This is a genomic window from Leuconostoc carnosum, from assembly GCF_014207505.1.
Classification (GTDB): Bacteria; Bacillota; Bacilli; order Lactobacillales; family Lactobacillaceae; genus Leuconostoc; species Leuconostoc carnosum.
The window spans coordinates 163,680-178,965 of record NZ_JACHGL010000001.1; the positions used below are offsets into that span (position 1 = coordinate 163,680).

General features: G+C 36.8%; 15 protein-coding genes. 10 read left to right on the forward strand and 5 right to left on the reverse strand.

Going from position 1 to position 15,286, the window contains the following annotated elements; translation table 11 throughout:
- Positions 1-56 precede the first annotated feature (56 nt).
- Together rpmI and rplT are read left to right on the forward strand one after the other, a co-directional pair.
- On the forward strand, positions 57-254 hold the full coding sequence (rpmI, locus tag HNQ98_RS00765; RefSeq protein ID WP_004900365.1) for a 50S ribosomal protein L35: 198 nt from the start codon (positions 57-59) through the stop codon (positions 252-254).
- Between the two features lie 83 nt (positions 255-337).
- Positions 338-757: a 50S ribosomal protein L20 gene (gene rplT / locus HNQ98_RS00770; protein ID WP_014974554.1), complete on the forward strand. Its 420-nt coding sequence runs from the start codon at positions 338-340 to the stop codon at positions 755-757.
- A gap of 74 nt (positions 758-831) precedes the next feature.
- Here rplT and HNQ98_RS00775 read toward each other — a convergent pair whose 3' ends face one another.
- A complete protein-coding gene (locus tag HNQ98_RS00775; RefSeq protein ID WP_135197575.1) occupies positions 832-1,479 on the reverse strand; it encodes a hypothetical protein in 648 nt (215 codons plus the stop codon).
- 208 nt (positions 1,480-1,687) lie between these two features.
- On the opposite strand from HNQ98_RS00775, the gene HNQ98_RS00780 reads away from it, so the two are divergent.
- The 3 genes from HNQ98_RS00780 (at position 1,688) to tuf (ending at position 5,893) form a co-directional block, all read left to right on the forward strand.
- Entirely contained in the window at positions 1,688-3,529 is a 1,842-nt protein-coding gene (locus HNQ98_RS00780) for a ribonuclease J (protein ID WP_135197574.1), read from the forward strand.
- Between the two features lie 83 nt (positions 3,530-3,612).
- Positions 3,613-4,542 (forward strand): type I restriction endonuclease subunit R, encoded by a 930-nt coding sequence (locus tag HNQ98_RS00785; RefSeq protein WP_135197573.1) that lies wholly within the window; start codon positions 3,613-3,615, stop codon positions 4,540-4,542.
- 163 nt (positions 4,543-4,705) lie between these two features.
- Positions 4,706-5,893 carry an elongation factor Tu gene (gene tuf / locus HNQ98_RS00790; protein WP_014974550.1) on the forward strand — a complete coding sequence of 396 codons (1,188 nt, stop codon included), beginning with the start codon at positions 4,706-4,708 and terminating at the stop codon, positions 5,891-5,893.
- Positions 5,894-6,086: 193 nt separating this feature from the next.
- On the opposite strand, the gene HNQ98_RS00795 is transcribed toward tuf, so the two are convergent.
- Positions 6,087-6,224 carry a hypothetical protein gene (locus tag HNQ98_RS00795; protein ID WP_172600975.1) on the reverse strand — a complete coding sequence of 46 codons (138 nt, stop codon included), beginning with the start codon at positions 6,222-6,224 and terminating at the stop codon, positions 6,087-6,089.
- Between the two features lie 135 nt (positions 6,225-6,359).
- Here HNQ98_RS00795 and HNQ98_RS00800 point away from each other — a divergent pair, with 135 nt between their 5' ends.
- The 3 genes from HNQ98_RS00800 (at position 6,360) to HNQ98_RS00810 (ending at position 8,371) form a co-directional block, all read left to right on the forward strand.
- On the forward strand, positions 6,360-7,094 hold the full coding sequence (locus tag HNQ98_RS00800) for an amino acid ABC transporter ATP-binding protein (protein WP_184284907.1): 735 nt from the start codon (positions 6,360-6,362) through the stop codon (positions 7,092-7,094).
- Between the two features lie 50 nt (positions 7,095-7,144).
- The gene (rpiA, locus tag HNQ98_RS00805) at positions 7,145-7,843 is read left to right on the forward strand and encodes a ribose-5-phosphate isomerase RpiA (protein ID WP_135197572.1); all 699 of its coding nucleotides are present in this window, start codon (positions 7,145-7,147) and stop codon (positions 7,841-7,843) included.
- Between the two features lie 99 nt (positions 7,844-7,942).
- Complete coding sequence (locus tag HNQ98_RS00810; protein ID WP_135197571.1) at positions 7,943-8,371, forward strand: universal stress protein; 429 nt, start codon at positions 7,943-7,945, stop codon at positions 8,369-8,371.
- Positions 8,372-8,420: 49 nt separating this feature from the next.
- Here the strand turns inward: HNQ98_RS00810 and HNQ98_RS00815 are convergent, their stop codons facing one another.
- From HNQ98_RS00815 to HNQ98_RS00825, 3 genes are read right to left on the reverse strand one after another with little or no spacing between them, the layout of a single operon-like run.
- Complete coding sequence (locus HNQ98_RS00815) at positions 8,421-9,179, reverse strand: peptidylprolyl isomerase (RefSeq protein WP_135197570.1); 759 nt, start codon at positions 9,177-9,179, stop codon at positions 8,421-8,423.
- Positions 9,180-9,196: 17 nt separating this feature from the next.
- Entirely contained in the window at positions 9,197-9,718 is a 522-nt protein-coding gene (locus HNQ98_RS00820; protein WP_019039958.1) for a hypothetical protein, read from the reverse strand.
- Positions 9,705-10,340 (reverse strand): phosphatase PAP2 family protein, encoded by a 636-nt coding sequence (locus HNQ98_RS00825; RefSeq protein WP_135197569.1) that lies wholly within the window; start codon positions 10,338-10,340, stop codon positions 9,705-9,707. The genes HNQ98_RS00820 and HNQ98_RS00825 overlap by 14 nt, the downstream gene beginning before the upstream one ends.
- A gap of 376 nt (positions 10,341-10,716) precedes the next feature.
- Here HNQ98_RS00825 and leuS point away from each other — a divergent pair, with 376 nt between their 5' ends.
- Together leuS and HNQ98_RS00835 are read left to right on the forward strand one after the other, a co-directional pair.
- Entirely contained in the window at positions 10,717-13,128 is a 2,412-nt protein-coding gene (leuS, locus tag HNQ98_RS00830) for a leucine--tRNA ligase (RefSeq protein WP_135198161.1), read from the forward strand.
- Between the two features lie 103 nt (positions 13,129-13,231).
- On the forward strand, positions 13,232-15,202 hold the full coding sequence (locus HNQ98_RS00835; protein ID WP_184284884.1) for a putative polysaccharide biosynthesis protein: 1,971 nt from the start codon (positions 13,232-13,234) through the stop codon (positions 15,200-15,202).
- The last annotated feature ends 84 nt before the right edge of the window (positions 15,203-15,286 follow it).

A 15,286-nucleotide genomic window follows, 5' to 3' on the forward strand; every position in this document is an offset into this window, starting at 1 on the left:
GTTTAATTGCTTGTTTACAAGTTTAAACAAAATTATAAAGTAGGAGAATTAGTCACATGCCAAAGATGAAGACACACCGCGCATCAGCAAAGCGCTTTAAGAAGACAGCCAATGGTGGGTTGAAGTCAGCTTCAGCTTACACATCACACCGTTTCCATGGTAAGACAAAGAAGCAACGTCGTCAATTACGTGGTACACGCATGATGGATTCAACGACTGTTAAGACATACGCTAAGATGTTGTCAAACATCTAATTCGCCTTGCGATGGTTCATCTATCTACATTTTGGATCGTAGATCCAGCAATTTATTTTTTAGAATTCTAGGAGGAATTACCCATGCGAGTTAAGGGTGGTACAGTTTCACGCGCACGTCGTAAAAAGATGGTTAAGTTGGCTAAGGGTTACCGTGGTCAACGTCGTATTAATTTTAAGGTTGCAAAGCAACAAGTATGGAAGTCATATTTGTATGCATACCGTGATCGTAAGAACACAAAGCGTAATTTCCGTAAGTTATGGATTGCACGTATCAACGCAGCAGCACGCATGAATGGTTTGTCATATTCAAAACTAATGCATGGTTTGACATTAGCTGGTGTTGAATTAAACCGTAAGATGTTGGCTGAAATTGCTGTTTCTGATTTTGATACTTTTTCAAACTTAGCAGATCAAGCAAAGTCAGCTTTGGCATCAGACAATGTTTTGGTACAAGAACGTATTGCTGCAACATTGGAAACAACTGTTAAGGTTGATCGTTAAGATTATTAATTCAAATAAAAAACGCGCATTTGCGCGTTTTTTATTTGAATTAATTTAGAAAGTCCTATAATTGGTTATTGGAGTCCAGATTGAGATTTGCTACTAGCGATTAATTTTAGATTGTCATCATTACCAGTTGGGGTAAATACAATAGATACTTTTATACCAGTTTTACTTTGCCATGTAGCATAGACGCGATCACTAGCTGTTAAATAGGTTGGGTTACCATAAGCGCTACGTACGTCATCATATGTAGCGGAACCAATAGCAATTTGCTCATAGGTAGTTGCCGACCAGTTACCAAAAGATGCTGCTGGTTGTGAACTTGATGTGGCCTGTGAAGAATCTGAAGATGTGTCACTGCTACTTGCAACTGAAGAAGATGATGATGATGGGCTATTAGATGTGTTGTCTTCTATGGGAGCTTGTGTGGCATCATCGGTTACAGTACTAATGGCTGATGAAACTGCTGGACCAGCAGGTGCTTCTGGTACAGAGGTTGACTCACTGGCTAAATCCTCTGATGAACTGGATTGAGTGGTCGGCGCCGCTTTAGATTTTTGCTTTTTAGGAGTACTAGAAGAGCTACTTGTTTGCTCGGTTTTATTCGAGTGATTTTGTCCTAAAAATGTGAAAGTAATACCTAATATAATAATGATGCTCAGAGAAAAGATGATAATATTACGTACTTTATGTGATTTTTTAAATGGTTTACGTTGCATAGTCATTTTGTGCAGATGGAATCCCTACTGCATTTCCTTTCTGTAACAATGATAACAGAAAAATTTAAAAGTATGTTAAAATAGATATAATTACGTATCGAGACAAGAAATAGGATGTTTCCGTGTTTTAGAAACCAAAACATCTAATTGTTATATTTACGAAAAATTTCGACTTATTACTATAAGTCTATTTATAAAGGAAATAATCATGACAGATTTAAGTATTATTCCGTTTGGCGGCGTTCGCGAAAACGGTAAAAACATGTATGCCGTAACGGTAAATGATGAGATTTTTATTCTAGATGCTGGTCTAAAGTATCCAGAAACGGATCAATTAGGTGTGGACGTTGTTGTACCAGATTTTGAATATCTTATAAAGAATTCAGATAAAATTGCTGGTGTTTTTTTGACTCACGGTCATGCGGATGCTATCGGTGCATTGCCATACTTTTTACAACAAGTACAGGCACCAATTTTTGGTTCGCAGATGACAATTGAGCTAGCTAAACTAGCGATTAAAGATCAAGAAGCGTTGAACACATATGATGACTATCACATTGTCAATGAAAAAACTGAAATTGTATTTGGAGATGTTACCGTATCCTTCTTCAATACAACGCACTCAATACCTGAATCATTGGGTATTGTATTGGGAACACCTTATGGTCAAGTTGTTTACACAGGTGATTTTAAGTTTGATCAAACAGCAAAAAGTTACTATAAAACGGATATCTCTCGTTTAGTAGAGGTTGGAAAAGGGAAAGTCTTGGCCTTGTTAGCTGACGCAGCTGGTACGGGTGATAATGCTAATTCAGTCAACGAATCTAAAATTAGTGATTACATTTTAGAAACTTTCCGTGATAATAAAAAGAAACGAATTATTGTTGCTGCTGTGGCATCGAACGTGCAACGTATTCAGCAAGTCATTGATGCAACTGTTGCCACCAAAAGACAATTAGTTTTGTCAGGTAATGATATTGAGAATGTTGTGCGTACAGCAATTCGTTTACGTAAATTAAATTTACCGGTACCAGAGAGCAAACTTTTCGTTAATTTGAAAAATGCAAAAAAATTAGCACCAGAAGAAACTGTTATTCTTGAAACCGGCCGAATGGGCGAACCTGTTAAACATTTAAATCGAATGGCGAATGGCGAAGATCCTTACATTCGTATTGGTAAAGATGATTTGGTCTTTATTACTACGACACCATCCACTGCGATGGAAGGTATTGTTGCTAAAACACGTGATATGTTGTTTAAGCAAGGAGCGGACGTTAAACAAATTAGCACTGATTTACGTTCAAGCGGTCATGCATCACGTAATGATTTACAAATGATGATTAATGTCATACAACCTGAATATTTCATGCCCATTCAAGGTGAATATCGCGTGATGACAACAGCTAAAAAAGCTGCTGAAGAGGTTAATATTTCTGAAGATCATATTCTCATGGCTATGAAAGGAGATCAATTCAAGTGGTTAGAAGATCATTTTGAATTGCAAGATTCATTTACCATAGGAGAAACGTTGATTGATGGTTCTGGTATTGGTGACATTGGAAATGTCGTTTTGAGAGATCGTCGTATTTTGTCAGAAGATGGTATTTTTGTGTCAGTTGTCACAATTGATCGTAAGAAACGTCAAGTCGTTTCAAAACCCAAACTAACGTCACGTGGCTTTGTTTATGTGAAAGCCAATCGTGACTTGATGAAGGAAGCTTCAGAATTAACTGTGAAACAGATTGAAGACTATTTGACTAACACAAAAAGTTTTGATTGGACTGAACTCAAGAATGGCGTACGTGAAGTCTTATCACGTTATTTATTTGAACAAACGCGTCGACGTCCGATGGTTATGCCAGTTGTGATGGAAGTGAATCAAAATCGCCGACCAACAGCGCATAAAGTAGCACAGTCGGGGACACAACCAAATAAAAACCAAGTCGTAAAAAAGAACAAAAAAGAAGTATCCGAAAAGCAAGTGGCGAATAAACGGCCACAAAATCATGCTAAAAATAAGTCAGTAACTAAAGTAACAGAGAAATCTTAACTACCTTTTGGTTCTGCCTGTAAAAATGACTAGGGAAGGAGAGATATTGGTTGAATAAAGTCAGCTGATACATTGATAAATATATGACTTTAGAAAATCATTTACCACCAGAAACACAAAGTCTTATTGATCGTGCACATACTGAAATGACTCAGGAAAATTGGCATGACGCAGCCGAAACACTGGCTGAATTGTATGAAAAATTATCCACTTTTGAAGTGAATTATCGATTAGTTACTGCGTTATTCATGGATGAGCAATATCAATTAGCATCATCATATGCTGATGATTTCTTGTTGAATTATTTAGATGATGAAGCTAATTTTCGAATGGTTGTAGCGTTAGCCATACAAAATCAAAATTTTGTTTATGCACAACAATTAGCTGTTTTGTGGGATGGTGTGGATACACGAGAAGCTGTCATTCAAGAAATTAGAGATGCTGAAAAAAATGCTGAAATAACAATGGCAGCGACGTTTAAAACCATTGCTCGCCAATTCTATCATTTAAGTGATACTGATATTATTGAGCAGCGTGATCGCTATGAGTCGGGCAGGCATTTACCTGTAGATCAATTTATTATTGGCGCTAAGTATATACTAGTTGACCCTTATGCGACACCCATTATTCGTGCAACATTACTTGAAGATTTGCAAAAACTAAAATTAGACGAAGATATTCAGTATCGCTGGTTAGATGATGAATTATATACTGCTAATTTTAGTCAAATACCTTTGTTAACTAATTCTAAAGTTTTTGAACAAATCGCTGATTTATTAGATGAAAAATTAAGTCAAGATGACCCAATAGCATTAGATATGTTAGCACAACAAGCCAGATTTGAATTAACTTTAATTTATCCTAGGATAGAAGAAATTGTGGTCGATATAGAAAACTGGGTTAATGCAACAATTGATCATTACTATGGTCGCCAAAACAACTTAGAATTATCATCACAAAAACAATGGCATGATAAAGTAAGAAATTTGACAGAAGATTTTTTTGAAAAATAATAGACAAAACTCTTTACATTTTTTTAATAACTAGGTATAATAATTTCTGGCTTCAAAAGCCGGAAAAACGCAATTAACTGTTGTCTTTTGATGGCTTGCGTTGTAAAATATAATTATAAACATTTTTCAAATTATTGAAAAATGAATTTTGGAGGAAACTACATTGGCTAAGGAAACTTACGTTCGCACTAAGCCCCACGTTAACATTGGTACTATTGGACACGTCGATCACGGAAAGACGACTTTGACAGCCGCAATCTCAAAGGTATTGGCTGAAAAGCAGGGCCGTACAGCTACTGATTTTGCTGAAATTGATAATGCTCCTGAAGAGAAGGAACGTGGAATCACGATCAACACTTCTCATATCGAATATGAAACAGAAGCACGTCACTATGCTCATATTGATGCCCCAGGACACGCTGATTATGTTAAAAACATGATCACTGGTGCCGCTCAAATGGATGGTGCTATCTTGGTTGTTGCTGCAACTGATGGTCCTATGCCACAAACACGTGAACATATTTTGTTGGCACGTCAAGTTGGTGTTGACTACTTAGTTGTCTTCTTGAACAAGACAGACTTGGTTGATGATGAAGAATTAGTCGACTTAGTTGAAATGGAAGTTCGTGAACTATTATCAGAATACGATTTCCCAGGCGATGATATTCCTGTATTAAAGGGTTCAGCTTTGAAGGCTCTTGAAGGTGATCCTGAACAAGTTAAGGTTATCGAAGAATTGATGGATACTGTTGATTCATATATTCCAGAACCAAAGCGTGAAAATGATAAGCCTTTCTTGATGCCAGTTGAAGATGTATTTACAATTACTGGTCGTGGTACTGTTGCATCTGGTCGTGTTGACCGTGGTGTATTGACTACTGGTACTGAAATTGAAATTATCGGTATGAAGGATGAAGTCAAGAAGACTACTGTTACTGGTATCGAAATGTTCCGTAAGACTTTAGATGAAGCTCAAGCGGGTGACAATATTGGTGCTTTGTTGCGTGGTGTTGATCGTAACGAAATTGAACGTGGTCAAGTTTTGGCTCAACCAGGTTCAATTAAGACACACAAGAAGTTCAAGGCAGAAGTTTATGTCCTTTCTAAGGAAGAAGGTGGTCGTCATACACCATTCTTCACTAACTACCGTCCACAATTCTACTTCCACACAACTGATGTTACAGGTGTTGTTGAATTACCAGCTGGCGTAGAAATGGTTATGCCTGGTGACCAAGTAACATTTGAAATTGAATTGATTTCACCAGTTGCTATTGAACAAGGATTGAAGTTTACTGTTCGTGAAGGTGGCCACACTGTTGGTGCCGGAACAGTTACTGAAATTGAAGATTAATAAATATTTATTTACAATATAAAATTAAATTTTATGTTGTGCGTCTCTAACTTTGGTTATTAATTTATCCAAAGTTAGAGACGCTTTTCTTTTACTAAATAAATTACGTATAGATATTATAAAAGGTGCCCCATGAGATTTATTACCTATCTCATGGGGCACCTTTTATGCGTTTGATTTATAATTTAAACTTTTACTTTCTGTCCTTAGACTCCAAATCACGACCTAATGCATTCTGACGTTCATTATCATCATCATGATCTGTTGGAAAAGAAATTAAATCGTCTAGTGAATTTTTTAGTTGCTCTTCGCGATTAACAATTTTTGCCATAATGTCCTCCGTTCCTGCTAGTATAACTCATTTTATATGCAATTATATACAATTATTCAAAAAATAAATGAATAATAAGTGTATATTATATATATTGTTGTATACTTAACATAATAAATCAAAGGAAATTTTATGATGGTTAACTTACTAACAATAAAAAATTTAAAAAAGCAATATAGTGACAAAGTCATTTTTGATAATGTCAATACAACTGTGAAGCAAGGCGAAGTTATTGCTATTCTTGGACCGTCAGGTGCTGGAAAATCAACATTCTTACGAGCAATCAATTTATTAGATGCACCAACTAGTGGGCAAGTCATTTTTGAAGACAATGAATTAACAAATTTGAGTGAAAAACAATTAGATAGATTACGTGAGAAAATGGGAATGGTATTTCAAAGTTTTAACTTATTTCCTAACTTATCGGTTATAGAAAATATTAAATTAGCACCTATGAAGGTAAAAAATATTTCTAATAGTTCGGCAACACAATTAGCTAAAGATTTGTTGAAGCAGGTTGGTTTATCAGATAAGGCAGATGTTTATCCAGCTAGTTTATCAGGTGGACAGCAGCAGCGTGTGGCCATTGCTCGTGCATTGGCGATGTCACCGGATGTCTTACTCTTTGATGAACCAACGAGTGCCTTAGACCCTGAAATGGTTGGCGAAGTATTAAACACCATGAAGGATTTGGCAGAAAGTGGGATGACTATGTTAGTAGTGACTCATGAAATGGGTTTTGCTCGCGAAGTTGCTGATACAATTTGGTTTATGGCTGATGGGGCAATACAAGAGATTGCAGAGCCAGAAGCATTTTTTGAACAGCCAAAAACTGCTCGAGCGCAAGACTTTTTGAAAAAAGTATTATAATAATTGAGACTTGGCCAAAAAAGGTTGAGTTTTTTTGTTATGATAAAGTTATGACAAATATTAATTTAGAAAAGAAGCATGCTGGTGTTGCAGCTTCAGAACTGATAGATGATGGGATGGTTGTTGGCTTGGGAACAGGTTCAACTGTTGATTTCTTTTTGAAAGCATTGGCAGAACGTCTAGAGCTTGAGCATTTGAGTATTGTTGGTGTCACCACGTCTTTTAAAACGGCGGCAAGAGCACAACAGTTGGGCATAAAAGTTTTAGATATTGATGATGCACCAATGATTGATATAACTATCGATGGCGCAGATGAAGTTGATCAGCATATGAATGGCATTAAAGGTGGTGGTGCAGCCTTTTTAATGGAAAAAATTGTTGCCAAAAATTCTAAAAAAATCATTTGGATTGTTGATAGTCAAAAAGTACATGAAAAATTAGGTCAATTTCCATTACCTGTAGAAATTGTGCCATTTGGTAGCGGGAAATTAATAGCTGAATTTGCAACGCAACATTTGTATCCAATTTTACGTGAAAAAGACGATAAACCGATTATCACAGATATGGGACATTTTATTGTTGATTTACATTTGGAAACTATTGATCAACCGCATGAGCTGGGGAATTATTTAGATCGGCGTGTGGGTATCGTGGAACATGGACTTTTTTTGGACACCGTAGATGAAATTATTATTGGAACAAGTCATGGTATAGAAAAAATTAAACGTGGTGGTTTTCAGAAATTTTAATAAAAGCGCTTACATTTTATGAAACAAAGCAGTATAATAAAGATGTAATAAATAAATAAGGAGCTTGTCACGCTGGATAGCGTAGCAGAATAAATGATTATGGCATATAAGAATATTTTAGTAGCAATTGATGGCTCAGATGTATCCAATGTGTTGATTAAAAAAGCGGTTGAGTTTGCACCACAAGCACATTTAGATATTTTGACAGTTGTTGATACACGTAGTGGCGGATACTTTGGTACTGTTGTCATGAATGATGATATCATTTATCAAATGGAACAAGATGCTGAAAAAGTGATTAATAAAGCTTATGAATATGCTAAGTCTTTGGGTCACGACAATACAGATATTCACGTTCGCTTTGGCTCACCAAAGCAAGTGATTGCACGTGAATTTCCAAAAGATCATAATAGTGATTTGATTGTTGTGGGTAAGACAGGATTAAGTCCGTTACAGCGTGTTATGGCAGGTACAGTGCCCGCTTTCGTAATCCAGGTAGCTGACATGGATGTATTGGTTATGCGATAATTATTTGAAAGTAATGAAAAAGCTACGAAAAATAATTTTTCGTAGCTTTTTATTTCACTTCTTTTAGAATTGTAATATGATTAATTTTAACTGGCGCTATTGGTTCAGAACCTTCACCAGTAGTTTTCACTTTTGCATTCGCAATTTTATCAACAACATTCATCCCACTCATGACTTGTCCAAATACGGTGTAGCTACCATCTAATTGTGGGTTACCACCTTTTTTATAGGCTGTCGCAATTTTATTTGGATAGTTATTTTTATCAATTTTTTGAGCTTGATTATTTGAGTTTTGGTTAATAAAGAATTGAGAACCGTTAGTGTTTTCACCAGCATTTGCCATTGATAAAGCACCACGAATATTATATAGTGATGTGCTAATTTCATTTTTAAATCCTTTGCCACTATCTATTTGTTTATCTTTATCATGCCAAATCGACTCGCCGCCAGAACCATTTCCTTTGGGGTCGCCGCCTTGAATCATGAAGTCAGCCATCACACGGTGAAAGATTGTATGATCGTAGTAGCCAGCTTTCGCATGTGTTAAGAAATTTTCAACTGCCAGTGGTGCGTATTGATTAAATAATTTAATTATGACATCACCATAAGTGGTTTCAAGTTTAACTTCACTTTCTTTATCAGTTACAGTTTGATTAAGTTGAGGTAAGGCAACGTTGTTCAAAGCGGGATCGCTTTTGGTATTATCACTAGATGTTTGGTTTGACATCATGACGATGACTGAGACAATAATGATGACAAGTAACGTTGATATTGCCGCAAGTAGTATGTATTGATTTTTTTTAGTCATTTTAGAAAATCTTTCTTTTAAATACGTTCTATCAAGTAAGTCGTGATATTTTCAGTTAAGTAGCAGGCTTGTTTATAATCTGCTGATAATAGGCTGTCGCTAAAATTATGCCAACTGTTTGGTTGATGATTAAATTTAATTATGAGTAAACCACCGTGTGTCAGGCGAGGCAAAACATGATTAACTTGATTGAGGTAGTCTAATGGTAGGTTATTTTCGTTTTGTACATCTTCAGAATAATCAAAGATAACCAAGCTGACTTGGTTATTTGATCCAAGTTCCGTGATGAATTGCTCATCAATGTTTTTACTTAGTAATGTGACGCGTTCTAATAGACCGCTCATAAATAATGAGGCAGCTGTGGCATTAGCGTTATCTTTAGTAGTGGTATAACTTATTACTTGACCAGATTTTCCTATTCGAGTAGCTAAAAATCTAGTATTCGACCCATTAGAAGTTGTACCATCAATGACTATATCACCGACTTTTACAGTTTCTTCAATTAATTCGTGAGAGAATGCTTGACTATTTGGAATCATAAGTGCCTCCAATATGAAATATTTTTGTTGATAAAACAAGTAAACTATAGCCCAAAGTCACGCCAGCGAAAATGTCGGTGGGGTGGTGGACATTAATATATATTCGACTGATTGGGATAAGAACCATCAGTATAGCCAGTAGACCAAGTATGATGTTTCGAATATGCTGTTGTTTGATGTTTATGTGCGCTAAAATAATTAGCGTGCCATATAATAGAACGGCCATCATAGTGTGTCCAGAAGGAAAGCTAAAACCAGATTCTGGTATTAATTGCGGTAAGGGCCGTGGATTTTGCACAAAACGTTTCACTAGTTGTGTGATGAAGCCAGCAAAAAATAAAACGTTAACTATTAAAAATCCAAGTTGTCGGTAATGATGATAATAGCCTAAAATAGCTGATAAAATTATTGTTAATAATATTGTGAAAGTTACACCGCCTAACTGTGTGACGTTGAAAAAGAAACTGTCAGCTAGTGGAGACCGTTGTTGAATGATGTTTCTAACCAATCGATTTAAACTATCAATCCAGGTGGCATTTGACATGACACCAACTGTTAAGCATAAAAATAATAATAGTGCCAGAACGACAGATAAATATTGTAGCTTGTGTTTTATATTCATAACATATAGTATACCTGATTTATGTGAAACGTGATATAATGAAACCATTATGTTCAACATTACTATACATGGCGTGGCATCAGAAAGTAAACGGGAATGCAAGTTTACCAAGCAAGATGTAGAACTCGGTTGAATTTTTTTGAAAATGAACTTATAGTAGTTTTCAACGTGTTGTCGCGTTAGGGCATTTGAGACGTAGCAATACGTGAACATAGGTGGTACCGCGATGATTCGCCCTATGTGACATTTTTTAGTGTCACACAGGGGGATTTTTTTATTGTTTAGAAAACAAATTTAGGAGGAAACGTGTTAATCGACATTAATTTTTTAGATAAAGCCACTGAGATTGGTTGAATTAATGATACACGCTAGAAATATGACATACGAACATCAAAAAATAGAACAAAAATGGCAAAAGTTTTGGTCAGACAATCATACTTTTAAGACTACTGATGATACAAGTAAGCCCAAGTACTATGCCTTAGACATGTTTCCATATCCGTCAGGACAAGGCCTACATGTTGGTCATCCTGAGGGCTATACAGCAACAGATATTATGAGCCGGTTCAAGCGAGCTAAGGGCTTTAATGTACTACATCCTATGGGTTGGGATGCTTTTGGTCTACCAGCAGAACAATATGCGATGAAAACAGGACACAATCCGGCAGATTTCACAAGTCAAAATGTTGCTCACTTTCGTGAACAAATCCAATCACTAGGTTTATCATACGATTGGGATCGTGAAATTAATACAACGGACCCAGAGTATTATAAATGGACACAATGGATTTTTGAGAAATTGTACGAAAAAGGTTTGGCATATGAATCTAAAATGATGGTTAATTGGGATCCCATTGACCGCGTTGTTTTAGCTAATGAAGAGGTTATTGATGGTAAGTCAGAACGCTCAGGTAATCGAGTTGAGCGCAAGGCTTTGCGTCAATGGGTTTTGAAAATTACTGCTTACGCAGACCGGTTAGTGGATGATTTAGAAGAGTTAGATTGGCCAGAAGCCATTAAAGAACAACAACGTCACTGGATTGGCCGTTCTAAAGGTGCTGCCGTATTTTTCAACATTGATCATTCTGATAAACAAATTGAGGTCTATACTACACGACCTGATACGCTTTTTGGTGCCTCTTACATGGTATTAGCACCCGAGCATCAGCTAGTTAATGAGATTGTGACAGACGAGCAAAGTCAAGCAGTTAGTGACTACCGCGCGATGATATCTGCTAAATCTGACTTGGAACGGACCGACTTAAATAAAGATAAAACTGGTGTATTTACAGGAGCATATGGTATTAACCCTGTAAATGGGGAAAAGTTGCCTATTTGGATTGCTGACTATGTTTTGGCTAGCTATGGGACTGGCGCAATTATGGCGGTGCCTGCTCATGATGAACGTGATTTTGAATTTGCCAACAAATTTAATTTAACAATCAAACCAGTCATTGAAGGTGGTGATATCACTCAAGCGCCTTATATCGGTGATGGCGTGCATATTAATTCTGACTTTTTGAATGGTTTCGACAAAGTAACTGCTATCGATAACATTATTAGCTGGCTTGAAGAACATGGTGCAGGTCATTCGCAGACTAATTTCCGTTTGCGTGATTGGATATTTTCACGCCAACGCTATTGGGGGGAACCTATTCCAGTTATTCATTGGGAAGATGGGACAAAGAGTTTAGTGCCGGAAAACGAATTGCCATTGTTACTGCCACGTGCGACTGAATTACGTCCTTCTGGGAATGGTGAGTCACCACTAGCCAATCTGACTGACTGGTTAGAAGTAACACGTGAGGATGGTGTTAAAGGACGTCGAGAGACAAATACAATGCCACAATGGGCTGGCTCATCTTGGTACTTCTTACGCTTTGTTGATCCGCATAACCAAGAAAAACTAGCAGACCCTGATAAGCTAAAGTATTGGATGAATGTCGATTTGTATGTTGGTGGTGCAGAACATGCTGTGTTACACTTATTGTACGCGCGTTTTTGGCATAAATTCTTATATGATTTAGGTGTTGTGCCAACAAAAGAGCCATTCCAAAAGTTGGTTAACCAAGGGATGATTTTGGGCGGCAATCATGAAAAAATGTCTAAATCAAAGGGTAATGTTGTTAACCCAGATGACATCGTGGCACAATTTGGTGCCGATACATTACGCGTCTATGAAATGTTCATGGGACCTTTGACGCAGAGTAAACCTTGGTCTGAGGAAGGTATTACTGGTTCACGTCGTTGGCTTGATCGTGTTTGGCGTTTGCTAGTTGATGATGCCGGACAACTACGTGATCATGTGACAACAGTTAATCAAGGTGATTTGGATAAAGTTTATAATCAGACAGTTAAAAAAGTAACTGATGATGTAGAAAATATGCGATTTAATACAGCCATTTCACAGATGATGGTATTTGTTAACGAAGCATACAAATCAGAGGCGTTGCCAATTGATTATATGAATGGATTTACGCAGTTATTAGCACCATTTGCCCCACATATGGCTGAAGAATTATGGTTGCGTTTGGGACATGAGTCATCAATAACCTACGTAACATGGCCAGAGTATGATGAAACACAAATAGTTGATGATACAGTAGAAATTATTTTCCAAGTCAATGGTAAAGTACGTGGTAAGGCAAAAGTTACACGGGACATTGATAAGAACAGTATGATTGATTTAGCTAAAGCGGATGAAAATGTTCAAAACTTTATCGATGGTAAAGAAATACGAAAGATCATTGCTATCCCAGGTAAATTCATCAATATTGTAGTTGGATAAACTAATATAGTTATGTTAATTTATAAAATGGAGAAATTAAGTTAACTCCGAAAGTCAGTTATGTAATGTAACTGACGTACATAATTCCAAAGGAGTACACTCAATGGCGGATAAAAAGCGTCCAAGTGCGCCGAATGAACTCGGACAACATGTAGATAAAGTTAATGTTGATGGTAAGGTACTGAGTGCCGACGAAATACTTGAAAAAGCCCGTCAACGTTTAAAACAAAAACACCAACAGCGTCCTTATGATGGTCATTTTGATGGGCATAAAAAACCAAAAACAGAAGTCAGTTCTCAGCCTACACAGGAAGAGATTAATGCTATTAAAGCAAAAAATAATCGTGCGCGGACAAACATTGTTAGCAAAAAACCTAGCTTGAAAAATCAAGAACCAAAGACATCTGCCAAAGATAATCGTCAAGTTAGCACGTCATCGCCAAATACTGCATCAGATAATGATCGCGCGACCTTAGTTAAAGGATCCGCATGGTTATCGGCAGGAAATATTGTGTCACGTGTACTTGGTGCTGTTTATATTGTACCTTGGATGGCTTTATTAGGGACTAATTCGAACCGAGCTAACGCTTTATTTGGGCAAGGATATAACATTTATGGTATGTTCTTGGCTATTGCAACGTTTGGTATACCAGCCGCAATTTCAAAGTTAGTTGCAGAGTTTGATTCACGTAATGATGTTTATCGTTCTCGACAACTCACGAGACAATCATTAATGTTAGGTGTTGTTCTGGGTATTGTCTTTGGTATTGCAATTTATGTTATGGCCCCAATGTTATCTAATGGGCATGATAACTTTATTCCCGTATTACGGTCACTAGCGCCTGCTGTAGCTATATTTCCTTTGATGTCCATGATCCGTGGGATTTTTCAAGGGCATCAGCTAATGAGTGTTTCCGCGCTGTCTCAGGTTATTGAGCAAATTGCGCGTACCGCATATATGTTAGTCACTACCATAACTATTTTAAGTATTAATCCAAATAATTGGACCGCTGTGGTTGTTCAATCTACATTTGCGGCGTTTATTGGTGCTATTTTCAGTATGATTGTGCTTGGCTGGGGATGGATCAAGTATCATAGCATTGTTGTGCGCTCATGGCATCCAAGTGCACCTCTAGAAAAAACGCGTACGTTTAGTATGATAGTTAATATTTTGAAGGAATCGTGGCCGTTTATTATTATTGGCTCAGCAATTACACTCTTTCAACTTGTTGATCAGTACACGTATTTTAATATTATGAATCACTTTTTCACACTATCTAGTGAGCAGTTGGAAGTTAAATTTGCTCTATTTAGTGCTAACCCCAATAAGCTGATTATGATTATTGTACCGTTTTCAACAAGTATTGCAGCAACGGCGTTGCCTATGCTGTCAGGTAGTAAAGCCACATTAACTCATGAAAAGATTCAAGCCCAATTAGAGCAAGTGATTAAATTATTTGCTTTGGTTATGCTACCTAGTACTCTAGGCATGTTTGCAATCGCAGGGCCACTGTATAAAATGTTTTATCCAATTGATGTGACAAATCAAGAGGGCATTTATTTGCTGGAATATTCAACAATACTAGCGATTGCCTTTAGTTTATTTATGCTTTTGTCATTCATCTTGCAAGCATTATCAGAAGTATCTATTGTTATTAAATCATTTGTTATTGGCTTGGTTATCAAACTTGCTTTCCAAATACCGTTAGTGCGTTATTTTGAGGGGATGGGGGCATTAATGGCAAGTGTGCTTGGTATGGCAGTTGCAGTTGCTTATATGTTGGATTATCTGAATACAGTTTATGGTGTTTCGCTGTCAACAGTCAGCCGTGAGCTATGGCAAATGTTTGTTGGTGCAGCCATTATGGCCGTAATTGTTTACCTAATTGTCTTTGGCTTTAGTCAGTTTATATTACCCGAAGATAATAAATTATCAGTGACCATAACAGCCTTATTATCAGCTGGAATTGGTGGTATCATTGTTATTACGTTATACTTACGTATGGGGTTTGTTAGTGAATTACTGGGAAATAAAATGCGTTATATACCACGTATTTTACGACCTAAACAGTGACATGTGTTGCTGTTTTTTTATTGTAAAATAAGATAAAAAATCATTAACAAGCTATTTTTAAGTGATAAATTGGTGTATGCTAAA